Raw genomic sequence first — 24,708 nt, 5'->3', positions numbered from 1 at the left:
TACAAACACGCAGATCGTGACGTGTCGGGGAAGCAAAAGGGGCTGTGTTGATGCTAAATTCTGCATATCGTAAATCGTTTCTACTCGCCGCGACGGCATCGCTCGCCGTTGCCGTTTCCACCGGCAGCGCGCACGCGCAGGACGGCGTAGCAACGCCGCAAACCGACACGGCGCAAGGGACGACCACCACGTCGCCCACGACCGCCCCCACCCCGCAGGAAGAAGCCGGCGCGGACATCGTCGTTACTGGGTCGATCATCCGCGGCACGCTGACGCCGTCGCCCGTCACCACGCTGACCCAGCAGAACCTCGACCGCCGCGGTATCAACACCGTGCAGGACGCGCTCCAGCAGCTGTCGTCGAACAACGGTGCGGCGCTGACCAACTCGTTCAGCGCGAATGGCGCGTTCGCCGGTGGTGCCTCGTCGGTGTCGCTGCGCGGCCTTTCGACCAGCTCGACGCTCGTCCTGTTCGACGGCCTGCGCGCGGCTTATTATCCGCTCGCGGATGACGGCTCGCGCAACTTCGTCGATCTCAACACCATCCCCGACGATATCGTCGAGCGGATCGACGTGCTGCGCGACGGCGCATCGTCGAGCTATGGCGCGGACGCGATCGCGGGCGTGGTCAACGTCATCACCAAGAAGCAGTTCAAGGGGCTCGCGGGCCGCGTCGAAGCCGGCATCGCCGAAAAGGGCTTCGCCGCCAACCAGCGCGTCACGCTGACCGCGGGTGTCGGCGATCTCGCTGAAAAGGGCTTCAACGCCTATATCAGCGGCTTCTACTACAACCAGGACATGGTGAAGAACTCGGATCTTCGCGCGCCCTATAACAGCGACGACCAGCGTCCGATCGGCGGCCCCAACGGCGTCACCAACGGCCTCGACGCATCGGGCAACCTCAACGGCTTCGGCGCCGCGACTGACTTTTACGTCCGTCCCTATACCAATGTCGGCTACAGCAACGGCGTGCAGAATGGCGGCGTCGCGCAGGGTCGCTACCAGAAGCTGAGCAACGCAGGCTGCATCAGCGGCCAGTCGATTACGCTGACCGCCGCCCAGCTTGCGCAGACCGTGAACGCCAACGCCCCGGCCGGAACGATCTGTCAGGAAGACAATACCGCGCAATATGGCGTCGTATCGCCCAAGATCGAGCGCTTCGGCGGTTCGGCGCGCTTTACCGCGACGGTCGGCTCGTCGAGCGAAGCGTATCTCGCGGTGAACTTCCAGCAGAGCACGTCGAGCTACACCGGCACCCCCGCGACGATCCGCGGCAACGCGCCGACCGGGATCGACCTGCCGCGCTTCTCCACCTCGACCGCGTTCGGTGCGGGGCTTGCCCCGGGCTCGGGCATCCTCGCGCTCCCGGTCTATATCTGCGCCCGCACCACGGTGGGGGATTGCACCGCGGCCAACGGCACGCTCAACCCGAACAACCCGTTCGCCGCACAGGGCCAGATCGCGCGGGTTCTCGGGCGTGTCCCGACCCAGACGTTCAACCAGACGCGGAGCCGCGTGTATCGCGGCGCGCTGGGGATCAGCGGGACCTTCGGGAAGGACTGGGACTATCGCGTCGAAGGCACCGCGATGCACACCGATCTGGAAGTGACACAGAAGGGCTATGTCTACATCCAGAACCTGCTCAACGTGATCAAGGACGGGTCGTACAACTTCGTCAATCCGGGCGCGACCTCGCAGGCAACGCTCAACTACCTGACCCCGACCAACGTCAACACCAATACCTCTGACCTGTACCAGGCGCAGGCCACCATCGGGAAGGCACTGTTCGATCTGCCGGGCGGTCCGCTCCGTGTCGCGGCAGGCGGCTCGGTCTATTACGAAGCGGTCAACTCGCCGAGCGGCAACGCGGATTACACCGGCGCGACGCAGCGCTACTTCACGCTCAACGCGTTCGGCACGGTCGGCAATCGCACCGTCGCCTCGGCCTTCGGTGAAATCAAGGCGCCGATCTTCGACCAGCTCGAGATCGACGGTTCGGGTCGCTATGACCATTATTCGAGCGGTCAGTCCAACTTTTCGCCGAAGGTCGGCGTGATCGTGCGTCCGGTCCGGCAGGTCACGCTGCGCGGCACCTATTCGCGCGGGTTCCGTATCCCGAGCTTCGCCGAGGCCAACGCGCTTCCGACGACGGGCTACGTGTCGCAGTCGGTCGCCAACATCCCGGCGGCATTCCTTGCCCAATATGGCGCGAACTGCACCCCGACCAACCCGACCGGCTGCCCGACCTACATCACCGCCTATTCGGTCGGTCTGACGACGCTCGCGTCGCCCAACCTGCAGCCCGAGAAGTCGCGCAGCTTCACCGCGGGGATCAAGTTCGACCCGATCCGCAACGTGACCTTCACGGTCGATTACTACAACATCAAGAAGACCGGGGCGATCACCTCGCCGTCGTCTGCCCCTGCGATCGCGGCCTATTATGCCAACCAGGCGATCCCGGCTGGCTACAACGTGCTCGCGGACGCGGTTGACGTGAACAACCCGACCGCACGGCCGCGCATCGCGTTCGTCGAATCGCAGCTGATCAATGCCAACACGCTCAAGTCCGAGGGTATCGATTTCGGGGCGAACGTCTTCCACGATTTCGGTGCGTTCAAGTTCACCTCGAACCTCGACGCGAGCTGGCTGATCGAACTCAGCACGACCTTCCCGGACGGCACGCGCGAGACCTATGTCGACTCGCTCGGCAACTTCAACCTGACCGCCGGCTCGGGCACGTTCCGTTGGAAGGGCAACTGGCAGAACACGATCGAGACCGGCCCGCTCGCGGTCACCGGCACGGTCAACTACACTTCGGGCTACGATCTGTCGGCGATGGACCAGGGCACGGCATACGGCGATCACGGGCTTGCACCGGGCTACACCGGCAACCGCGTCAAGAGCTACGTGACGATCGACCTCAACGTCAGCGCAAAGGTCAACAACGCCTTTACGCTGTACGCCAACGTCCTCAACCTGATCGACCGGCTGCCTCCGATCGACCCGGTCACCTATGGCGCGTATCTCTACAACCCGGTCCAGGCCGGCAACAACATCTACGGCCGCCAGTTCCGCGCGGGCGCGAAGTTCAACTTCTAACGGCAACCCGCCCCTGGCGGAGCTCCTATCGGCGAGGCGGAAAGCAATTTCCGCCTCGTTTTTTTATGGCGTGCGCGCAGCGCGCACGGCGTGCCGGCGCCGGATCGCCCGGTCGTTCGACCCTTGGTCATCCGACATTTCGGCACCGCAACATTGTTGCATTTTTGATACGGTGCAGCAAAAACCGTGAATGGGTCCGTCACGGCCACTTTACAGCGGAACTTCTGAATAGCATCAATCCCCCGGGCATATTTGAAAGTATCTGACATCATCATCCTTTCGGATGATGTAATGTTTTCATGAGCTTTGTGGGCAATTGCAAAAGGGGGTTTTTTTGATGCGAACGACGACGCTTATTCGCAAGCTGGGGCTTGGTTCGGCTCTTTCGGTTCTTGCCGTGGCAACCTTTGTCTCTCCCGCATCTGCGCAAACCAGTCCGGTCGAGCCTGGCGTCACTGATTCCGCCGCGCAGGATCCGGCGGCTTCCGGGAGCGACATCGTCGTCACGGGCACGCTGATCCGCAATCCCAACCTCACCTCGTCGACCCCGGTCACCGTCATCAGCGACGCGGAAATCACCAAGCGCGCGCCGAACACGGTCGAGGAACTGGTCCGCGCGTTGCCGGGCGTGTCGCCGGGCATCGGCAGCCAGGTCAACAACGGCTCGAACGGCACCAACTCGGTCGATCTTCGTGGCCTTGGCGTTCAGCGCAACCTGGTGTTGCTGGATGGCAACCGCATCGTTCCGTCGCTTGCGAACGGCGCGACCGACCTCAACGTCATTCCGCTCGCGCTCGTCTCGCGGGTCGATCTGCTGACCGGCGGTGCGTCGACCACCTACGGCGCGGACGCGGTTTCGGGTGTGCTGAACTTCATCACCCGGCGCGACTTCACCGGGCTCGACGTGCGCGTCCAGAACAAGATCCTGGAAACGGGCGATGCCCGGTCGTTCCGCGGCGACTTGACGGTCGGCGCCAACTTCGCCGGCGACCGCGGCAACGCGGTGCTGAGCTTTGGCTATACGACCGTGGACCCCGTCTATCAGACGCAGGGCTATTCCAATTTCGGTGTCGACAGCGTGTCGGGTGTCGCCTCCGGAGCCTCGGGGACCGCGGTTCCGACGCGCATCGTCCTGCCGCGGCCTGCCGGGACGCTGCAGGTTTCGCCGGACGGTGCCTCGCTCGTACCGACCTACCAGCGCTTCAACTTCAACCCGTACAACATCTTCCAGACCCCGCTGGTCCGCAAGAGCGTCTACGCGGCAACCCATTACGACGTTGCCGACGGGGTCGAGTTCTACGCGCGCGGGATGTTCTCGCAGAACACGATCAATTCGATCATCGCGCCATCCGGCGTCTTCGGGAACGCGCTGACGATCCCGGGACAAAACCCGTATCTGACCGCAGGGATCCGCAACCAGATCTGCGATGCCAACCGCATCGCGCGCGGGCCGACGTGCGACAACAATGCCGCATTGCCGTTGAGCGGCGTCTATCGCCGCCTCGTCGAGCTCGGGCCGCGCGTCAGCAACTATGAGAACAACGTCTATGACGCTCGGGTCGGCCTGAAGATCGAAGTCGGCAAGATCGGAACGCTCGATCTCGCGGGCTCCTACGGCCGCAGCGAGCAGACGCAGACGCAATCCGGCTACACGATCCTGCCGCGCATCCAGCAGGCGTTGAACGCCACCAACGCCACGACCTGCCTGGATACGAGCGGCAATTGCGTCCCGCTCAACCTCTTCGGCCAGTCGGGCAGCATCTCGCAGGCGCAGGTCGATTTCATCAAGGGCCAGAGCACGATCCGGATCAATACCGAACTGTCGCAGGTCCACGCGCTGCTGAGCGGTGAACTGCTGACGCTCGGCACGTCGTCGCAGGCGATCAGCTATGCGGTCGGCGGCGAATATCGGAAGTACACCTATGAGCGTATCCCGGATGCGTTCGCGCAGGATCCGTCGGCGCTCGGCGGCGCCGGTGGCGCTGTCCTCCCGTTCACCGGCGGGTATGACGTCAAGGAAGCCTTTGGCGAAGTCATCGCACCGCTGGTGACCGACAAGCCGTTCTTCAACGAACTGACGCTCGAGGCGGGCATCCGCTATTCGTCGTACAACGTGCAGGCGCCGAACAGCCCGCATTTCAACACGACGACCTATAAGGGCGGCGCCACGTGGGAGCCGGTCAAGGGCGTTCGTCTGCGCGGCAACTACCAGCGCGCCGTGCGCGCACCGAACATCAACGATCTCTTCTCGCCGACCGTGACGGCGCTGACGAACCTGACGACCGATCCGTGTCAGGACGCAGCCCCTTCGGCCAATGCGAACCTGCGCGCGGTGTGTATCGCCCAGGGGGCAACCGCCGGGCAAATCGGTGCCATCCCCGGTCCGAACGCCGGTCAGATCAACGCGACCTTCGTGACGAACACGCAGATCCGTCCTGAAAAAGCCGACACGTTCACCGTCGGCGCGGTGTTTACCCCCCGCGACGTCGTTCCGAACCTGACGTTCTCGGTCGATTACTTCAACATCAAGGTCAACAACGCGATCACCTTCGCCACGCCGGGTGATGCGATCTCCGCCTGCTTCGGGAACATCACGGCGGCGTCTGCCACGAATTCGGCCTGCACCGTCATCCGTCGCAACCCCGCCAACGGCGGCCTGAGCGGACCGTCTTCGTCGACGTTCGGCCTGCTCTTGCCCGAGACCAACCTTGGTCGACTGGCGACCGACGGGATCGATATCGGTGCTGCGTACAGTCGCAAGTTCGGCCAGTTCGGCCTCGACTTGAGCTTCAACGGCACCTGGACCAACCATCTCCGCTTCCAGTCCGCTCCGACGTCGCTCAACCGCGATTGCGTCGGCTATTACAGCGTCAACTGCGGGCCGAGCCTTGGCCAGATCCAGCCGAAGTACAGCTGGCAGCAGCGGACCGGCCTGTCCTACGGCCCCGTCAATGCATCGGTGCTGTGGCGGCATATCGACAAGGTGACCTACGAGCCGGGTCTTGGAACCCTGTTCAGCGGCACGATCACGAACGCGGCGGGCGTTTCGTCGGAACTCGCCGGGAAGTCGTACAACTTCAATCGTATCCCGGCGTATAACTACTTCGATCTGACCTTCCAGTTCGACGTCACCAAGCAGTTCAACCTCACCCTCGGTGTGCAGAACCTGTTCAACAAGCAGCCGCCGATCGTCGGTGGTCAAGCCGGCTCGACCACTGCCAACAGCGGCAACACCTTCCCGTCGACGTACGATCCGCTTGGTCGTTCGTTCAATGCGGCGCTTCGTGTGAAGTTCTGATCCGGGTATCTGACCGGATCTACGGGAGGCGGCCTTCGGGTCGCCTCCTTTTTTATGACGGGCAGACCGCTAGGATGCGTCCGGCAACAGCGGTGCCGGCGCGACCAGCGATACGCCCGCACCCTCCGCGACCTTCGCCGCCCAGGCCAGCACCATCCGGACTTCCTCGGCATGCAGCGACAGCGCCGCGCGCTGGTCGGCCTTGCGCGCCTCGGCGTCGAAGTCCCCGCCGAACTTGGCATGCTGCCGGAACACCGACCGGACGATCGCGTCGCGCCCCGCGTCGCTGTCGGCCACGTCGAACAGCGTATCGATCGCCGCCAGCGCCGCCGCCGGCTGCGCGAGCAGCACTTCGCTGTCGAGCGTCCGCACCCGCCCGGGCCACGCGCGGGCAAGCTTCGCGAACAAGGCGTGCTGCGCCAGCCAGCCGACCGCCGCGACCTGCAGGTCGGACTGCAGGAAGATCGCCTGCGGTTCGAACCCGAGGTCGACCAGCCCTTCCTTGAGGAACCCCGCCAGCAATTCGCGCACCCACAACCGGCCCCACATCCGCTTGCTCGCGATCGACCCGAGATACGTCTCGAGCGGCGCGTACAGCAGCACGGCCGCCGCCTCGGGCCGCTCGGTCAGCATCGCGGCGGCGAGGCCGTTGACGATGTTGGAGGGCTTGATGACGCAGCGCTCCCCCGGCGCGAACGGCCGCGCCAGCGCGCGCAGCCCATCGCCGAGCACCGCGCCGATCCGGCGCGGATCGCCGAGGCGATGCCGCCAGCCGACGAGATCGTTGAGCAGCACGGGTTCCTTCAAGCTGAACGCGCGGCCCGGCCGGTCATAGGCGTTGGCGAGCAGTGTCGAGCAGCAATAGGCCGAATGGAAGATGAAGTTCAGGCGGGGTGCCGCGCCCGTCAGGTCGCAGTCGCCGCGCCGGATCACTACCGGGTCGCCCGGCCCGGCGATGTGCTCGTCGGTCAGGAACGGTACCGTCTGCCGCAGCGCGCGCGGGACCTGCAGGAAATGGAACGTATCCTGCCCGGGGTCGTAGCGATGCGCGAGCCAGTCGGGATCGGGAGCAATCGGAGGGTGCGCAGTGGCCATGCGGGATACTGTCGCGGAGTGCGCGCGCGGGATCAAGCGCGCGGCTTGCATGGGTCGGCGCGGTATGCTCTTTCGACCGCATGATCGATCCTGCCGGTGCCGTCGGACCCTTGCTGCGCGAAGCCGCCGCCCTGCGCCAGCGCGGCGATGCGGCGGGCGAACGCACGACGCTCGACCGCGCGATCGCACTCGATCCCGCACGGCCCGAAGCGCATAACGCCCGTGGCATGCGCGCGCTGGCGGACGCGGATTTCGGCGCGGCGGTGGCGTGTTTTGGCCGCGCGATTGCGCTCGACCCCGGCGAGCCGGCGCTCCGGCTCAATCTCGCCGCCGCGCATCGCGCCGCGGGGGACGCCGACGGGGAACGCGCCGCGCTCCAGTCGGTGCTCGATATCGACCAGCTCCATTTCCTCGCGCAGTTGCGGATGGCCGAATTGCTCCAGCGGCAGGGGCTGGTGTCGGATGCCGCGCGGCACTGGAGCGCGGTGGTTCAGCTCGCGGCGCAGGTCGCCGAACGCCCGCCCGCGTTGGTCGAGGCCGAGCGGCGTGCGCTGGGATTCCTCGAGGCGCACAACGCGGCGTTCGCGGATGCCCTGCTAGACGAATTCGGCGGCGCGCCGCGGTTGCAGGCGGCGTCGCGGCGGTTCCAGGCGTGCGCGGACCACACGCTCGGGCGACGCAGGATCTACCAGAACCAGTGCGCCGGGGTGCATTTCCCGTTCCTCCCCGCGGACGAATTCTTCGACTCCGCGCATTTCCCGTGGTTCGCCGCGCTGGAGGCGGCGACGCCCGCGATCCGCGCCGAGGCGCTTGCGATGGTGGCGGGCGGGGCCGACGCGATCCGCCCCTATGTCCGGCTCGATGCCGGCACGCCCGCTACGCCGTGGAGCAGGCTCGACGGCTCGACCGACTGGAGCGCCTGCTTCTTGTGGGAATATGGCCAGCGCAACGATGCGGTATGCGACCGCTGCCCCGCCACCGCGGCGGCGCTCGCGGCGGTTCCGCAGACGCAACTGCCGGGGAAGGCGCCCTCGGCGTTCTTCTCGATCCTGCGCGGCGGCGCGACGATCCCGCCGCATACCGGTGTCACCAATACGCGCGCGATCATCCATTTGCCGCTGGTCGTCCCCGAAGGCTGCGGCTTTCGCGTCGGCGGTGAGACGCGCGCCTGGCGCGAGGGCGAGGCGTTCGGTTTCGACGACACGATCGAGCACGAGGCGTGGAATCGCAGCGACCAGATCCGCATCGTGCTGATCTTCGACGTGTGGAACCCGTATCTGACGCCCGACGAGCAAGCCGACCTCGCGCGCCTGTTCGCGGTGACCGACCGGGGATTGGTTGCGCCCCGCGCCTGATGGGGGATCAACCCCCGCCGACATCCACCCCCTGCTGCTCGAGCAGCGCGATCGCCCCGCCAAGCTGCACGCGATAGCGGTGCCAGCGGTGGAGCGATTCGCGGTGGATCGGGCGGCGGACCTGCCACGCGCTCGCGGTCCGCACCGCGAGCGGCGAGTCCGGCGCGGACAGGCAGGCGTCATCCCAACCGAGACCCAGGGACGCAAGCATGCCGGACACGCTCGCCTGCGGATCGGTGACCAGCGCGTCATAGTCCACGGTCACGATGTCGTCCCCATACACCCGCTCCCAATGCGCCATCAGCCGCCGGTAAAGCAGGTAGAAATGCACCGCGTCGCGCAGGTCGGTGCCATAGGTAACGCCATCGCCGAACTGGAGGAAATAGGTCGACAGCAGCGTGTCGAGCACGTTGCGCCGCGTGTGGAGGATGCGCGCTTCGGGAAACAGCGTCTTGATCAGCCCGATGTGGAGGAAATTGTCGCACCGCTTGTCGGTCACGATTCCCGTGCCGGGAAGCTCGGCGAGATAGCGTGCGCGCAACGCCGCGATCTCGCCGGCGGTCAGCGCGACGGGGTAGGGCGTGAGCGACTGGACGATCGCGGGAATCGCCTCGAGTTCCCCGCCCGGGGTGATCGCTTCGTGCTGCCCGAGGATCTTCTCGACCAGCGTCGAGCCTGACCGGAACATCCCGCAGATGAACAGCGGTGTCTTCGCACCCGCAGGCGTGGCGGGCGAAGGGGGTGCCGGCGCGGGATAGGCGGCGATCAGCGCGTCGACCAGTCGGGTGTGCGCCGCGGGATCATAGACCGACGGTGCGATCGACCGCGCGATCCAGTTCGCCGCCTCGATCGCCTGGAACGCATCCCCCGAATCCCCGGCGGCATCGAGCGCGTTGCCGAGCGCGAACAACAGATCCGCGCGATCCTCGACCGAGGCGGCGCGCGGCAGCACCGTCTTCAGCCGCGCGACCGCAGCGCCCGCCGCGCCGTCCGCGACGTCGATGGCCGCGAGCCGGGCGTGCGCGCGGCCATTGTCGGGCGCGCGCGCCAGCACCGCGCTATAGGCACGCCGCGCCGCGCCACGGTCGCCGAGATCCTCGTGGAGATTGCCGAGGTTGAGCCATGCCGGCAGGAAATCGGGGTTGGCCTGCAGCGCGTGCTCGAGCTCGACGATTGCGGCTTCAGGGCGGAACAGGTGATCCGACAGGATCGCCGCGCGGTTGAGATGCGCCTGTTCGGGGTGCGGCTCGCCCTGCGCCAGTCCCTGCGCGTAAGACTCCAGCGCCGCATCGAACTGCCGCGTCGCGCGCTGCGCCCAGGCGAGGTTGAACCAGGCGTCGGGCTGGCGGGAATCGATCGCAAGCACCGCCTCGAACGCGGCGATCGCGCCCGGCAGGTCCCCGCCGCGCAACCGTTCGGCGGCGGTCTGGAGCAGGGCGGTCGTCTGGGGGGCGTGCGGCATTCTCGTGTCTTATCGGGTCCGGCCCGGGCCCGATAGCATCGTCAGGTAATCCGGTGCGCCTTGACCGCGGGCTGCCCGCCGACGTTCATCTGGTAGCTGCCGAGCGCGCCGCGCTTGATATGGACCTTGTCGCCGGGCTTGGGGCTGCGGCCGATGACATTGTCGTCGGTCTGCGCCCAGCGCGCGCCATCCGCCATCCGCAAGGTCCAGCGGCCGGCGCCATCGACGCGCGCCTCGGCGACGGTCGTGTCGATGAAATCGATGTCGGGCGCATTGCCGAAGATCGGCAATGTCGGCAGCCCGATCCCGAACAGGGTGCGGCGCGCCTGGCGCATCTGCTGGCGGTCGACCACGACGACATCCTGTCGCGCCTCCGCGGAATCGAGCGTCTCGACCGTCTTGTCGAAACAGGCGAGCCGCGCGGCCGGGTCGGTCAGCTTGCGGCATTGCACGACATCGCTCAGCGCCTGCGAGCGGCCTTCCGCGCGCGGCGCGGCGGCGTTTGCGCTGCCCGACAGGGCGGCCGCGATCAGCAGAATTTGAAGCGTTCGAGCGCGCACAGCGTGTCCCCTTGGCAGAGCGTCCGACGCGCGGTACGGCCCGGCCCGCGCAGTCGCAAGCGTCTGTGAACAGGCTGTGTCTATTCTGCTACAGTTCCGGAACATTGTGAGTGATCTGCGCATTATGTCCGCAATTTCACTTTTGTGACGCGCCGCTCCTACTAAAGAAGCACCCCATAGACAGCGGGTTAACCGCTGTTGATTCGTGCCATCGCCCCCGCGTTGGCATCAAAGGGGATTCAATCCAACATGCAAAACCACGTTTTGCGCGGCTCTCTGCTCGCGTCCACGATGATTGCCGGCATCCTCGGTGCCCTTCCTGCCGCAGCGCAGGTCGCACCCGCCGCGCCGGCACCCGCACCCGCCGCCCAGCCCGCACCGCAGCCCACGCAGGAGCAGGCGCCGACCACGACCAGCACGGGTGACGACAGCGTTGCGAGCACCACGCCCGCCGCGTCCAACACCCCCGGCGCAGACGCTGGCGACATCGTCGTCACCGGTTCGCGCATCTCGAACCCGAACCTGACCTCGGCCAGCCCGATCACGGTTGTCAACGCAGCCGAGATCAAGCTGCAGGGCGCGACCCGCATCGAGGACGTGCTCAACAGCCTGCCGCAGTCGTTCGCGACGCAGAGTTCGTCGGTGTCGAACGGGTCGAACGGCACCGCGACCGCCAACCTGCGCAACCTCGGCGACCAGCGCACGCTCGTCCTCGTCAATGGTCGTCGCCTGATGCCGGGTAACCCGTCGTCGAGCAGCACCGCATCGGCCGCAGCCGATCTCAACGTCATTCCGCAGGCGCTGATCAAGCGCGTCGACGTGCTCACCGGCGGGGCCGGCTCGGTCTACGGGTCGGACGCGATCGGCGGCGTCGTCAACTTCGTGCTCGACACCAATTACGAAGGCGTCAGCCTCGACGCGTCGGGTGGCATCTACAACCACGATAACCGCAGCCAGCGCTTCCAGAACATCGCCACCGCAGCGGGCTATCCGACGCGTGACGGTCAGGCGTTCGACGGCACGCAGTTCGACGTCAACCTCAAGATGGGCGTCGGCACCAGCGACGGCCGCGGCCATGTCGTCGGCTACATGGGCTATCGCAAGATCGGCGCGATCCTCCAGGGCGACCGCGACTATGCGGCGTGCGGCCTTGGCGCCCCTGCCAACGGCAGCGAATATGTCTGCAGTGGCTCGGCCACCGCATTCCCCGCCAACTTCACGCTGGGCGATACGGTCGTCAACGGCGCGGCCAGCGGTCTCCAGCAGCAGTACACGCTCAACGGCGCAGGGCAGCTGACCCCCGGCCGGACGCTCTACAACGCGAACCCGCTCAACTATTACCAGCGCCCCGACACGCGCTACACGGCGGGCTTCCTCGCGCATTACGACGTGAGCGACAGCTTCAAGCCCTATGCCGAGTTCATGTTCATGGACGATCGCTCGGTCGCGCAGATCGCGCCGTCGGGTGACTTCAGCAACACGTCGGTGCTCAACAGCAACAACCCGTATCTGTCGGCTGCGCAGCAGGCGACCTTCTTCCGCAGCACCAACCTGGTTCGCGACGCGAACGGCAACGTCATCAACCTGACCAACCCGGACGGCTCGCAGTATCAGCAGGCGAACGTCACGATCGGTCGCCGCAACGTCGAAGGCGGTGGTCGTCAGGCCGATCTGCGTCACACCGCCTACCGCTTCGTCGCGGGCGCACGCGGCGACATCGCGGACGGCGTTTCGTACGACGTCTATGGCCAGTACGGCACGACGATCTTCAGCCAGGTCTATCGCAACGAATTCTCGGTCTCGCGCACCCAGCGCGCGCTCGATGCGATCACCGACACGCGTCCGGGGTCTTCGACGCTCGGCCAGCCGGTCTGCCGCTCGGTCGTCGACGGCACCGATCCGAACTGCGTCCCGCTCAACATCTTCGGCGCGGGCAACATCTCGCAGGCGGCGCTGAACTACGTTCAGACCCCGGGCTTCCAGTCGGGTAACACCGCAGAGAAGGTCGTCAGCGGCTCGGTCACTTTCGAAGGCGGCAAGTACGGCTTCCAGTCGCCGCTTTCGACCCAGGGCATCGGCATCAACGTCGGTGGCGAATATCGCGAGGAATCGCTGACGCTCGAGGTCGACAACGGCTTCCTGAGCGGCGATCTGGCGGGCCAAGGCGGCGCGACGCTGCCGATCAACGGTTCGTTCAACGTCAAGGAAGTGTTCGGCGAAATCCAGGTTCCGCTGGTCACCGATCATCGTTTCTTCAAGGAACTGACGATCAACGGCGGCTATCGCTACTCGGACTACAGCACCTCGGGCGGCGTCTCGTCGTACAAGGGCGAGCTCGTCTGGGCGCCGATCTCGGACGTCCGCTTCCGCGGTGGCTATAACCGTGCGGTCCGCGCACCGAACACGCAGGAGCTGTTCGCGCAGCAGTCGGTCCAGCTCGATGGTGCGACCGATCCGTGCGCGGGTCCGGCCGTCAACGGTCTGGTCAACGGCAACAATGCCGCTGCCTGCGCCCGTACCGGCGTTGCGGCAAACCGCTTTGGTCTGATCGCGGCGAACCCGTCGGAACAGTATAACGGCCTGCTCGGCGGCAACCCGAACCTGAAGCCCGAGAAGGCGGATACGTTCACGGTCGGCGTCCTGCTCCAGCCGAGCTTCCTGCGCGGCTTCAACCTCTCGGTCGACGCCTTCTCGATCAAGCTGCAGGACCGGATCGGCGTCATCGGCGCCGACACGATCATCGCGCAGTGCATCGCGACCGGCGCACAGTCGCTGTGCGGCGCCATCAACCGCGATGCCAACGGCACGCTGTTCCAGGGCAACACCGGCTACATCGTCGACACCAACGTCAACGCGGGCTCGCTCAAGACGCGCGGGATCGACGTTTCGGCGGGCTACACGCTGCGGACCGGCCAGATCGGTACGTTCGGCCTGTCGTTCAACGGGACGTATGTCGACCAGTTCACCTCGGACAAGGTCGGGGCGAAGTTCGACTGCGCCGGCCTGTATGGTGCACAGTGCGGTTACCCGCAGTCCAAGTGGCGGCATTCGGCGCGCGTGACCTACACGTCGCCGCAGGGCATCGGCCTGTCGGCACGCTGGCGTTATCTGTCGGCGACCAAGTATGAGCGCACGAGCAGCGACACGGACCTTGCCGGTTCGTTCTCGCCGCTCGACGCGCGCATCCCGGTGCAGAACTATTTCGATCTGGCCGCGACCGTGCGGGCAGCGGACAAGTTCACCTTCCGCATCGGCGCGAACAACCTGCTCGACCGCACGCCGCCGATCCTGAGCCAGGCCGCGTCGCCGATCGGTTCGTTCGGCAACGGCAACACCTACCCGGGCATCTTCGAAGGCAACGGCCGCTACCTGTTCGTCGGCGTCACCGTCGACATGTAAACGGCGCGTCCTTCGGGAAGCCATCGGGGCGGCGGATCACACGATCCGCCGCCCCTTTTTTGTCTTTGCCGGAAGTGGCCCCCTCCGTTCGCCCTGAGCGCAGTCGAAGGGCCGGCGCTGTGCGCAGGGCTTCGACTTCGCTCAGCCCGAACGGAGGTTGGGACGTCTGCCCCGGGGGGCGGCTGCCTACTCCACCACCAGCTCCAGCTTCCCGTCGCCCTCGTCGACCCGCACCGTCGCGCCGTCCTTGACGCTCCCGCGCAGGATCAGGTCCGCGAGCGGATCCTGCAGATAGCGCTGCACCGCGCGCTTCAGCGGCCGCGCGCCATAGACCGGATCGTAGCCGACCCGCCCGAGCCACGCGCGCGCGGCCTCGGTGAGGTCGAGCGTCACCTTGCGTTCGCCGAGCAGCGTCGCGATCCGCTTGACCTGGATGTCGACGATCGGCGCCATCTCCGCCTGGCCGAGCCGGTGGAACAGCACGATCTCGTCGAGCCGGTTGAGGAATTCGGGGCGGAAGTGCCCGCGGACGATCTCCATCACCTGCGGCTCGACCGAAGCAACGTCCTCGCCTTCGCCCAGCGTCGTCAGCACCTGGCTGCCTAGGTTGGAGGTCAGCACGATGATCGTGTTGGTGAAGTCGACCGTGCGCCCCTGGCCGTCGGTCAGCCGCCCGTCGTCGAGCACCTGCAACAGGATGTTGAACACGTCGCCGTGCGCCTTTTCGACCTCGTCGAACAGCACGACCTGATACGGACGTCGCCGCACCGCCTCGGTCAGCACGCCGCCTTCCTCATAACCGACATAGCCCGGAGGCGCACCGATCAGCCGCGCAACCGCGTGCTTTTCCATGAACTCGCTCATGTCGATGCGGACCATCGCGGTCGGGTCGTCGAACAGGAATTCGGCGAGCGCCTTGGTCAGCTCGGTCTTGCCGACGCCGGTTGGCCCGAGGAACAGGAACGAGCCGAGCGGCCGGTTCGGGTCCTGTAGCCCTGCACGCGCACGCCGCACCGCGGTCGACACCGCGCGGATCGCGTTCTGCTGGCCGATCACGCGCTTGCCGATCGTCGTTTCCATCTGAAGCAACTTGTCGCGCTCGCCCTCGAGCATCCGCTCGACCGGAATCCCGGTCCAGCGCGCGACCACGCCCGCGATGTCCTCGCCCGTCACTTCCTCGCGCAGCATCGCGCCCTTGGTCGCGCCCGCTGCGGCATCCAACTGCCGTTGCAACTCGGGGATGCGCCCGTAGGACAGCTCGCCCGCCTTGGCGAGATCGCCGGCCCTTTGCGCCTGCTCGAGTTCGAGCCGCGCGGCGTCGATCTGCTCCTTGAGCTTCGCCTCGGCCGAGATCTTGTCCTTCTCGCCCTGCCAGCGCGTGGTCAACTCAGCCGACTGCTGCTCGAGATTCGCAAGCTCGCCCTCGAGCGTGCCGAGCCGGTCGCGCGACGCTTCGTCGGTCTCGCGCTTCAGCGCCTCGCGCTCGATCTTGAGCTGGATGATCCGCCGGTCGAGGATTTCGATTTCCTCGGGTTTGCTTTCGACTTCCATGCGGATGCGCGACGCGGCCTCGTCCATCAAATCGATCGCCTTGTCGGGCAGGAAGCGGTCGGTGATGTAGCGGTTCGACAAGGTCGCCGCCGCGACGATCGCCGCATCGGTGATCCGCACGCCGTGGTGAAGTTCGTACTTTTCTTTCAATCCGCGCAGGATCGATATCGTGTCCGGAACCGTCGGCTCCCCCACGAACACCGGCTGGAAACGCCGCTGGAGTGCCGCATCTTTTTCGACGTATTTGCGATACTCATCGAGCGTGGTCGCACCGACACAGTGCAGCTCGCCCCGCGCGAGCGCTGGCTTGAGCAGATTGCCCGCATCCATCGCGCCTTCGGATTTTCCCGCGCCGATCAGCTGGTGCATCTCATCGATGAACAGGACGATGTCGCCCTCGGCGGCCTTCACCTCGTCGAGCACGCCCTTCAGCCGCTCCTCGAACTCGCCGCGATATTTGGCGCCCGCGATCAGCGAGCCCATGTCGAGCGACATCAGCTTGCGGTCCTTGAGCGTATCCGGAACGTCGCCATTCGCAATGCGCAAAGCGAGCCCCTCGGCGATCGCGGTCTTGCCGACGCCGGGTTCGCCGATCAACACCGGGTTGTTCTTGGTGCGGCGCGCAAGGATCTGGATCGTGCGGCGGATTTCCTCGTCGCGGCCGATCACGGGGTCGAGCTTGCCGTCGCGCGCCGCCTGCGTCAGGTCGCGCGCGAACTTCTTCAAAGCGTCGAACTTGTCCTCCGCACCCGCGCTGTCGGCGACGCGGCCGTTGCGGACCTGCTCGATCGCCGTATTGAGCGCCTCGGGCGCAACGCCCGCGGTCTTTAACGCCTTGCCCGCCGCGGTGTTGAGCGACAGCGCGAGCGCCACCAGCAGCCGCTCGACGGTCACGAAACTGTCGCCCGACTTGGTCGCGATCTGCTCGGCCTGGTCGAGCACGCGTACCGCATCATTGTCGAGCCCCGGCGTCTGTTGCGCGCCGCTCCCCGATACCGCCGGGATCTTCGCCAGCAGCAGGTCGGTCTCGCTCGTCGCGCGCTTGGGATCGCCGCCGGCTGCCGTGATCAGCCCGGACGCCATGCCCTGCTCATCCTCGAGCAAAGCCTTGAGGATATGCTCGGGCGCGATCCGTTGATGGCTCATGCGGATCGCGACGGTCTGCGCCGATTGCAGGAAGCCCTTGGCGCGATCGGTAAATTTCTCGATGTTCATCCAACACCCTCACAGTTGCTTTCGCGCCGATATGGTGTTGCAAATATACAACACAAGTCGTGAGACTACGGATTGCGTGACAAATCCGCCCCGTTCGCCAAGATAGCGCAGGACCTGGCCAAGACCAGAGCCGCAGGGGGAATGCATGCTGCGAACATTTGGGGTGGGCCTCGCGAGTCTGTTGCTCGTCACCGCCGCTGGCCTGGCACTCTGGGAGCCGATCGCGGCGACCAGCGCGACCCCGCCACCCGCGCACCGCTATGACAGCGTCATTGCGCGGGACCGCTTCGGCGTGCCGCACATCTTCGGCAAGACCGACCCCGACGTGGCGTACGGCGTCGCCTACGCGCATGCCGAGGACGACTTCGCGACGCTGCAGGAAGCCGTGGCGATGGCGCGCGGGCGGCTCGGCGCGATGACCGGGGCGGACGGCGCGAAGGTCGATTACACGCTCGCGCTGCTCGGCGCGCGCGAGACCGCGCATCGCGATTATCTCAAGCAACCCGCCGATGTCCGCGCGTTGCTCGATGCCTATGCGACCGGGCTCAACGTCTATGCGCGGCGGCATCCGGGGCAGGTGCGGCTCGCCAAGCTGTTCCCCGCGAATGGCGAGGACATCGCGACCGGCTTCGTCCTGCGCACGCCGTTCTTCTTCGGGCTGGATCAGGTACTCGGCGCGTTGTCGGGCGACACGCCGCTGCCGCGCGAAAGCGCCGGCGCCACCCCCGATGCGCCCGATCCCACGGCGCTTCCCGCAAGCGGCGAGGGCAATCAGAACGGCTCCAACGCCTTCGTCGTCGCGCCGAAACGGTCGGCGGATGGCTTCACCCGCGTCCTCTCCAATTCGCACCAGCCGTGGAAGGGGCCGGTCGCCTGGTACGAGCTGTCGGTGCAGTCGGGGACCGGCTGGCACTTTTCGGGCGCGACCTTCCCCGGCGTGCCGTTCCCGGTGCTCGGGCATAACGAACATCTCGGGTGGACCAATACCGTCAACCGGCCCGACCTGACCGACGTCTACACGCTCGACACCGATGCCGCGCACACCCGCTATCGCTTCGATGGCGCATGGCGGCCGTTGCAGGCGCGGCGCGTGTGGCTGGGCGTGCGGGTCGGGCCGTTCGTGCTGCCAATCCCGAAGACGGTGTACCGCGCGGTGCAGGGCCCGGTGATCGTCAACAAGAGCGGGGCCTATGCGATCCGCTATGCCGGCGCGGACCAGTTGCGGATGGTGGAGGAATATTACCGCCTGACGCGTGCGCGGAATTTTACCGAATGGCAGCAGGCGCTGGCACTCCAGGGCGTTCCGGCGACCAATTTCCTCTACGGCGATGCGCAGGGCACCATCGCCTATGTCTACAACGCGAGCTTCCCCAACCGGCGGCCGGGCTATGATTACCAGCACCTGCTCCCCGGCGACACGTCGCGCGACCTGATGCCGGGGACGGTGCCGTTCGCAGCGGTACCGCGCAACGTGAACCCCGCGTCGGGCTTCCTGATCAACGCCAACAACACGCCGTATCAGGCGGCGGGGCAGGGGTCGGAGCTTCGCCCGCAGGATTACAGCCCGCTGCTCGGGATCGAGACCGACACCACCAACCGCGGTACCCGCGCGGTCGAGCTGATGGGCCAGACCCCCCGGATCAGCGAGGCGGACCTGCTCAGGATCAAGTTCGATACCGGGATCAGCCGCTTAAGCTGGGCCGCGAAATGGTATCGCGACATCGCACGGGTCGACCCGCGCGGCGATCCGCAGCTCAGCGCAGCGCTCGGCGTGCTGCAGCGCTGGAACTGGAATTTCGACGGCCAGCACGGTGGACAGGCGCTCGCCGCGATCCTGCTGCGGACCGGGCAGAAATGGCATTACCAGCGCCGCCCCGAACTCGACCCGCGCGACGCGCTGGCCAAGGCGGCGGCGTATCTCCAGACGCATTTCGGCACGCTCGACCCGCCGTTGGGCACCGTGCTGCGGCTGCGGCAGGGCAAGGTCGACCTGCCGCTCGATGGCGCGCCCGACGTGCTGCGCGCCGCCTCGACGTGGGACGAAGCGCCCGACGGGCGGCTGGTGGTGAAGCATGGCGACAGCTTCATCATGCTGATGGCGTGGGACAAGGCGGGGCGGGTGGAATCGCGCTCGATCCAGCCGTTCGGCGCGGCGACGACCCGGCCGGAGTCGCCGCATTACGCGGACCAGGCGCCGCTGTTCGTGGCGCACCGGTTCAAGCCGGTGCTGTTCTGGCGCGAGGATCTGCGGCGGAACGTCGAGCGGGTGTACCGGCCGTAAGGGTGGGGACCGCGCGGGATATGGCAACCGCCCCGGCCGCGTGCCCGACGTCCCTGGCGGGGAACGATGTGTTTACGACTTGGCCGCTAGCCTGATGGCTCCATCCTGAAGGAAGCATGATGAAGCGTCTCTTGCTCTGTGCGGTAGTGCTGGCCGTACCCGGATCGGCATGGGCCGGGGACGACGCGCCCTATTATGGTCCGATGCAGCGCTGGCACGGTATCGGCTATACATTCGGCTATAGGGACAAGGTCGAGCGCGACGGATCCTGGCGGATCGACACCGCAATCCGTGGCCGCGGCGAGGCGGTCGACATGGCGCTGTACCGTGCCGCCGAACGCGCCCGCGCCGAAGGGTATCGCTACGTCATGCTTCTTGGCGGTAACAGCCAAACGTCGCCGGGGGTCAAGGCCGCCACGCTCTATGCGCGGCCCAGTCGCGAAGCCGTCCCGCCAGGCGAGTGCCGATCGAGGAAAGCCACGACCTGCTACACTGCCGACGTGGGCGAGATCCTCCGCATCCTCGGCGGCCCGAACGGCCAGCACCCCGGCGTCGCCATCGTCGATCACCTTGACGAATATGGCCGCGAAGTTTCGGTGTCGGGCTACGGGATCGGCGCGGTCGCCGCGTCCTTACCGCCAGGCAAACAACGCCGACTAACGACGATCGTCACCGACGGCAGGGTCCAGATCCGCTCGAGCAGCGTGGTACCGTTTGCGCCCGCTCCCGCGCCGTTCGTCCCCGCGCCAAGATCCGCTCCGCTGCCCCCCGCAGCGGTTGCGCGCGCGCCGATCCCACGCGCTGCGGCATCGCCCTCCAGTCCCAGCGCTAGCGAGCGTTTCCAGGCAGCGCTGAAGGCGGCACAGCCCGTACACGGCAACAATCGCGAGCAGGGTTGGACCGCCAGCGACTGAGCGTGCCGGGCGATCTCAGGAGGCGATGGAACAAGAGAAAATCCCTGCCGACCAAGCGCAAGCTTGGGGCATACGGTGGCCGGTAAGCTTACACCAAATTCTGACCGCGAGCAGCGCCGAAGTCCTGTCCTAATGGGGGCTTGAGAATGGGGCGTGCGGTTCCGACGGCAGCCTTTTTCGACGCTAAAACGATAAACCGCAAGACAGGTTGAATGTTGGTCATCGTCCTATAAGGAGGTCGCATGACAAGTGGCCCGATCAACGCGACGATCTTTGGAAAAAAAGCGTCACCACTCCGGCATTTCCCGCGACTCCAGCTATCGCTGCGGCGGAAATACCTTCGGGATCGCGCTTTTGCCGAGAATCTCGGCGACGGCATGGTGCTGTGTCGGATGCTGGGCCAGTATAAGATATTTGCTGACCCAAGCGATTGGAGCGTGTCGCCGCACATCATCGCGGATGGCATTTGGGAGGCCCGCGTAACAGAAGTCGTCATCGATACTTTGAAAAAGGGCATGACCGCGATCGATGTCGGTGCCAACCTTGGATATTATTCGATGATCATGGCCGACAGATGCGGCGCAACCGGAAGGGTCATGGCGATCGAACCCAATCCGGCCATGGTGCGGCGTATTGAAGCGACGTGCATTTTGAACGGCGTTTCGGACCGGGTGACGGTGCATCCGTTCCCTGTCGCGGAGCGTGATGGCCGCCCTGCAACGCTGGTGATTCCGATCAATCACCCAGGCGGCGCCCAACTCACCGGCGCAAGCGTGGCCAATTCGACGAGCATCGAGTGTAGCACGCGTCGGTTGGACGGAATCCCTGGCGCCCTCGAAGCAAGCTTCGTCAAAATCGATGCGGAAGGGTTTGAGGAGGCAATTTGGCAGGGGATGCGGAAGATGGTCGAGGGCGCGCATCTCCGGACCATGGTTGTCGAGTTTGCACCGTCTGTCTACGCGGACGCCGGTGGCTTTGTTGACGAAATAACAAAGGCCGGCTTTGCGATTCATGACATCGATCACAAGGCCGGGGCGGTGCCAATTGGTCGCGACGCCCTTTTGAACGGAACAGAATCCATGCGGATGCTTCTGTTGAAGCGGTGACCCTGGATCTCATTCCGTATCGAACGGTTACGAGTCCGATGCCGTACTCCTCCTAATGTTCCCCTGCCTGCCGGGGGCCGTCGCGTCCGCGCGAGGGAGGAGATTGCCATGCCAAACGCCATGGCTATACCCCGGTCTAACAGTGTCGTTTCAACGACCTGACACCCGGGAGAACCATCCGTCATGACCGTCAAGCTCCTTGCGCTTTCGGGCGTCGCGCTCGCGACCTTTGCCACGCCGGTTTCCGCGCAGGGGCCGACTCCCAAGCCCGCCCCGGTCGCGGATCTCGTCCGCCAGGTCGATATTCCCTACACGCAGTTCCGCCTCCCCAACGGCCTGCGCGTCATCGTCAACACCGATCGCAAGGCGCCGGTCGTGGCGGTCAGCATCTGGTACAATGTCGGCTCCAAGTTCGAGACCAAGGGCAAGACCGGCTTTGCGCATCTGTTCGAGCATCTGATGTTCAACGGCAGCGAGAATGCGCCGGGGGATTATTTCGATTACACCAAGGCGATCGGCGCGACCGACCTCAACGGCACGACCTATTTCGACCGCACCAATTATTTCGAGACGGTCCCGTCGGCGGCGCTCGAGCGGACGCTGTTCCTCGAGAGTGACCGGATGGGCTATCTGCTCGGTGCGATCACCCCGGCGGTGGTCGACGAGCAGCGCGGCGTCGTCCAGAACGAGAAGCGGCAGGGGGACAATCAGCCGTACGGCCTCGTCGAGTACAAGCAGGTCGAGAATCTGTTCCCCGCGACCCACCCCTATGGCCACACGACGATCGGATCGATGGCGGATCTCGATACCGCGAGTGTCGAGGACGTGAAGAGCTGGTTCCGCGGCCATTATGCGCCCAACAATGCGGTGCTGGTGCTGTCGGGCGATATCGATGCGGCCAAAGCGAAGACGCTCGTCGCCAAATATTTCGGCGCGATCCCGCGCGGACCCGAAAGCATCGTGCCTGCCGCCCCGGTGCCGACGCTCCCGGTCGCCAAATATGAGACGATGAAGGACCGCGTCGCCAACACGCGGATCTATCGCATGTGGGCGGTGCCGGGTCTCAACGACCCGGATTCGGTCGCGCTCGACGTTGCGGCGGGGGTGCTCGGCGGATTGTCGAGCAGCCGGCTCGACAATGCGCTGGTCCGCAAGGAGAAGCTCGCGGTCAGTGTGACCGCCGGCAACGAGAGCTTCGCGCAGGTTGGGATGTTCGTCGTCAGCGCGGACGTCCGGCCCGGGGTCGATCCCGCGCTGGTCGCCAAGCGGCTCGACGCGATCATCGCGGATCTCATCGCCACCGGACCGAGCGCGGACGAGGTCCAGCGCGTCGCCACGCGCGATGCCGCGCGGACGATCGCGGGGCTTGAATCGACCGGCGGGTTCGGCGGCAAGGCGGTCGCGCTCGCGCAGGGCGAACTCTATTCGAACGATCCGGGCTTCTACAAGAAACAGCTCGTCACGCTGGCGGCGGAAACCCCGGCGCGGGTCAAGGCCGCGACCGCCAAGTGGCTGTCGCGCCCGGTCTACGGCCTGACCGTCGTCCCCGGCGCGCGCGACGCCTATGTCGAGGCGACCCCGCCCGCCAAGGTCGTCACCGCGCCCGAGCCCGCGGTCAAGGGCACGCGCGGCGCGCTGCCCGCGGTCGGCACGCTCGGCGAGCTGGTGTACCCGAAGATCGAGCGCGCGAAGCTGCGCAACGGGATCGAGCTGGTCTACGCACAGCGCACTGCGGTGCCGATCACCCAGGCCGCGATCAGCTTCGACGCGGGCGTCGCAGCGGACGTGCCCGGCAAGCTCGGCACGCAGCAACTGACGCTCGCGATGATGAGCGAAGGCACGACGACGCGCGACTCGATCGCGCTCGCCGAAGCCAAGGAGCGGCTCGGCGCGAGCATTTCGGCAGGGTCGAGCGCGGATCGCACGATCCTGACGCTGTTCACGCCAAGCGCGAACCTCGCGGCGGCAACCGAGCTGTTCGCCGATGTCGTCCGCAACCCGAAGTTCGACCCCGCCGAAGTCGCGCGGCTCAAGAACCAGCAGGTCTCGCGGATCGCCGCCGAGCTGACCAGCCCGAACGGGCTCGCCGCGCGGGTTTACCCGAGGCTCGTCTATGGCGCGGGCTCGCCTTATGCCAAGGCGATCGGCAGCGGCGACGCAAAGGCGGTGGCGACGCTCGGTCGGGACGATCTGGTCGCGTTCCAGCAGCACTGGATCCGCCCCGACACCGCGAGGATCTTCGTCGTCAGCGATCGCCCGCTCGCCGAGGTCAAGGCAGCGCTCGATGCGCGCTTCGGCGACTGGACCCCTACGGGCGCGCGGGGCACCAAGGACTTCACCGCCGCCGCGACGCCGGCCACCCCGCGGATCGTATTGATCGACCGGCCGGATTCGCCGCAGTCGCTGATCGTCGGCGCGGCCCCGACCGCGCTCGTCGGCACCGACGACCTGCTCGGCATCACCACCGCGAACGATTCGCTCGGCGGCGATTTCACGTCGCGCATCAATCTTGATCTGCGTGAGGACAAGCATTGGTCCTACGGCGTCAGCGGCGGGTTCCGGCGCGCGGAATATCAGACGCCCTATGTCCTCTCGGCCCCCGTCCAGGCGGATCGCACCGGGGATTCGATCAAGGCGCTGCAAGGCGACATCAAGGCGTTCCTGACGACCAAGGGGATCACCGCGCCCGAGTTCGACCGGACGATCACCGATGCGATTCGCTCGCTCCCGGGGAATTTCGAGACGTCGGGCGCAGTGCTCGGGGCGATGCAGTCGAACGAGCTGTATCGCCGCCCGGACGATTACTACGCGACGCTCCCGCAAAAATATCGCGCGATGACGGCGGCCGAGCTTGACGCTGCGGCACGCAAGGCGCTCGACCCCGCGAAGTTCGTCTGGGTCGTGGTGGGCGATGCGAGCAAGGTCCGCGGCCAGCTTGACAGCATCGGGCTACCGGTCGAGGTGGTGCCGGCGGCGTCCGTAGCGGACGTGCGCTGAGCTGATTCAGGAGAGATACGATGGCTGCTGTCGATGGAAGCTGGGATACGATCGTCAAGTCGCCGCTGGGCGACCAGAAGGCAGTGCTGACCGTCAAGACCGACGGCGACAGCTGGACCGGAAGCCAGGTCGGCGCGATGGGCGCGGTCGACATCACAGACGGCAAGGTCGAGGGTGACACGATCAAGTGGACGATGTCGATCACCGTGCCGATGCCGATGAGCCTCGATTGCAGCGCGACCGCCGAGGGCGACACGCTGACGGGTTCGGTCGGCGCAGGCGCGTTCGGCAGCTTCCCGATGACGGGTACGCGCCAGGCGTAACGCCGGCGCGGTCGTGCTGAAAGACGGCCTGCTCTCCCTTCGGAGAGTGGGCCG

Annotated in this window: 13 protein-coding genes; 9 read left to right on the top strand and 4 right to left on the bottom strand. The window is 66.2% G+C overall.

The genetic code is table 11. The features are described 5' to 3' along the window. The first annotated feature begins 50 nt into the window (after positions 1–50). Positions 51–3,098, top strand: coding sequence for a TonB-dependent receptor domain-containing protein (locus tag RH91_RS02535; RefSeq protein ID WP_010160942.1), 3,048 nt, complete (start codon positions 51–53; stop codon positions 3,096–3,098). A 337-nt stretch (positions 3,099–3,435) separates the two neighbouring features. Continuing rightward, the gene (locus RH91_RS02530; RefSeq protein ID WP_010160941.1) at positions 3,436–6,396 is read left to right on the top strand and encodes a TonB-dependent receptor domain-containing protein; all 2,961 of its coding nucleotides are present in this window, start codon (positions 3,436–3,438) and stop codon (positions 6,394–6,396) included. Between the two features lie 69 nt (positions 6,397–6,465). Here the strand turns inward: RH91_RS02530 and RH91_RS02525 are convergent, their stop codons facing one another. Beyond that, on the bottom strand, positions 6,466–7,491 hold the full coding sequence (locus RH91_RS02525; RefSeq protein ID WP_037478482.1) for a hypothetical protein: 1,026 nt from the start codon (positions 7,489–7,491) through the stop codon (positions 6,466–6,468). Between the two features lie 80 nt (positions 7,492–7,571). Here RH91_RS02525 and RH91_RS02520 point away from each other — a divergent pair, with 80 nt between their 5' ends. Beyond that, positions 7,572–8,846, top strand: coding sequence for an aspartyl/asparaginyl beta-hydroxylase domain-containing protein (locus tag RH91_RS02520; RefSeq protein WP_010160938.1), 1,275 nt, complete (start codon positions 7,572–7,574; stop codon positions 8,844–8,846). 7 nt (positions 8,847–8,853) lie between these two features. Here RH91_RS02520 and RH91_RS02515 read toward each other — a convergent pair whose 3' ends face one another. Both RH91_RS02515 and RH91_RS02510 read right to left on the bottom strand, forming a co-directional pair. Continuing rightward, positions 8,854–10,308 carry a tetratricopeptide repeat-containing sulfotransferase family protein gene (locus tag RH91_RS02515; RefSeq protein WP_010160937.1) on the bottom strand — a complete coding sequence of 485 codons (1,455 nt, stop codon included), beginning with the start codon at positions 10,306–10,308 and terminating at the stop codon, positions 8,854–8,856. A gap of 41 nt (positions 10,309–10,349) precedes the next feature. Next, a complete protein-coding gene (locus RH91_RS02510) occupies positions 10,350–10,868 on the bottom strand; it encodes a hypothetical protein (RefSeq protein WP_010160936.1) in 519 nt (172 codons plus the stop codon). A gap of 291 nt (positions 10,869–11,159) precedes the next feature. On the opposite strand from RH91_RS02510, the gene RH91_RS02505 reads away from it, so the two are divergent. Beyond that, positions 11,160–14,267: a TonB-dependent receptor domain-containing protein gene (locus tag RH91_RS02505; RefSeq protein WP_232283391.1), complete on the top strand. Its 3,108-nt coding sequence runs from the start codon at positions 11,160–11,162 to the stop codon at positions 14,265–14,267. Between the two features lie 186 nt (positions 14,268–14,453). Here RH91_RS02505 and clpB read toward each other — a convergent pair whose 3' ends face one another. After that, positions 14,454–17,033 (bottom strand): ATP-dependent chaperone ClpB, encoded by a 2,580-nt coding sequence (gene clpB, locus RH91_RS02500; RefSeq protein WP_010160933.1) that lies wholly within the window; start codon positions 17,031–17,033, stop codon positions 14,454–14,456. A 145-nt stretch (positions 17,034–17,178) separates the two neighbouring features. Between clpB and RH91_RS02495 the strand changes: the two genes are divergently transcribed. The 5 genes from RH91_RS02495 to RH91_RS02475 all read left to right on the top strand — a co-directional run bounded on the left by RH91_RS02495 (position 17,179) and on the right by RH91_RS02475 (position 24,654). After that, positions 17,179–19,314: a penicillin acylase family protein gene (locus RH91_RS02495; RefSeq protein ID WP_029623544.1), complete on the top strand. Its 2,136-nt coding sequence runs from the start codon at positions 17,179–17,181 to the stop codon at positions 19,312–19,314. A gap of 119 nt (positions 19,315–19,433) precedes the next feature. Next, a complete protein-coding gene (locus RH91_RS02490; RefSeq protein ID WP_232283390.1) occupies positions 19,434–20,228 on the top strand; it encodes a hypothetical protein in 795 nt (264 codons plus the stop codon). Positions 20,229–20,470: 242 nt separating this feature from the next. After that, positions 20,471–21,334, top strand: a complete 864-nt coding sequence (locus RH91_RS02485; RefSeq protein WP_081469489.1) for an FkbM family methyltransferase — start codon at positions 20,471–20,473, stop codon at positions 21,332–21,334. Between the two features lie 183 nt (positions 21,335–21,517). Further along, positions 21,518–24,331: a M16 family metallopeptidase gene (locus RH91_RS02480; RefSeq protein ID WP_010160929.1), complete on the top strand. Its 2,814-nt coding sequence runs from the start codon at positions 21,518–21,520 to the stop codon at positions 24,329–24,331. Between the two features lie 20 nt (positions 24,332–24,351). Further along, positions 24,352–24,654, top strand: coding sequence for a hypothetical protein (locus RH91_RS02475; protein ID WP_010160928.1), 303 nt, complete (start codon positions 24,352–24,354; stop codon positions 24,652–24,654). Positions 24,655–24,708 lie beyond the last annotated feature (54 nt).

The organism is Sphingomonas sp. PAMC 26617 (genome assembly GCF_000242835.1).
In the GTDB taxonomy this organism is placed as follows: domain Bacteria; phylum Pseudomonadota; class Alphaproteobacteria; order Sphingomonadales; family Sphingomonadaceae; genus Sphingomonas.
This window is presented reverse-complemented; position numbering and strand designations above follow the sequence as displayed.

Bases quoted from the DNA above. Each gene is read 5' to 3' on its own strand.
- RH91_RS02535 (WP_010160942.1), top strand. From the start codon at position 51: ATGCTAAATTCTGCATATCGTAAATCGTTTCTACTCGCCGCGACGGCA.
- RH91_RS02530 (WP_010160941.1), top strand. From the start codon at position 3,436: ATGCGAACGACGACGCTTATTCGCAAGCTGGGGCTTGGTTCGGCTCTT.
- RH91_RS02525 (WP_037478482.1), bottom strand. From the start codon at position 7,491: ATGGCCACTGCGCACCCTCCGATTGCTCCCGATCCCGACTGGCTCGCG.
- RH91_RS02520 (WP_010160938.1), top strand. From the start codon at position 7,572: ATGATCGATCCTGCCGGTGCCGTCGGACCCTTGCTGCGCGAAGCCGCC.
- RH91_RS02515 (WP_010160937.1), bottom strand. From the start codon at position 10,308: ATGCCGCACGCCCCCCAGACGACCGCCCTGCTCCAGACCGCCGCCGAA.
- RH91_RS02505 (WP_232283391.1), top strand. From the start codon at position 11,160: ATGATTGCCGGCATCCTCGGTGCCCTTCCTGCCGCAGCGCAGGTCGCA.
- clpB (WP_010160933.1), bottom strand. From the start codon at position 17,033: ATGAACATCGAGAAATTTACCGATCGCGCCAAGGGCTTCCTGCAATCG.
- RH91_RS02495 (WP_029623544.1), top strand. From the start codon at position 17,179: ATGCTGCGAACATTTGGGGTGGGCCTCGCGAGTCTGTTGCTCGTCACC.
- RH91_RS02490 (WP_232283390.1), top strand. From the start codon at position 19,434: ATGAAGCGTCTCTTGCTCTGTGCGGTAGTGCTGGCCGTACCCGGATCG.
- RH91_RS02485 (WP_081469489.1), top strand. From the start codon at position 20,471: ATGACAAGTGGCCCGATCAACGCGACGATCTTTGGAAAAAAAGCGTCA.
- RH91_RS02480 (WP_010160929.1), top strand. From the start codon at position 21,518: ATGACCGTCAAGCTCCTTGCGCTTTCGGGCGTCGCGCTCGCGACCTTT.
- RH91_RS02475 (WP_010160928.1), top strand. From the start codon at position 24,352: ATGGCTGCTGTCGATGGAAGCTGGGATACGATCGTCAAGTCGCCGCTG.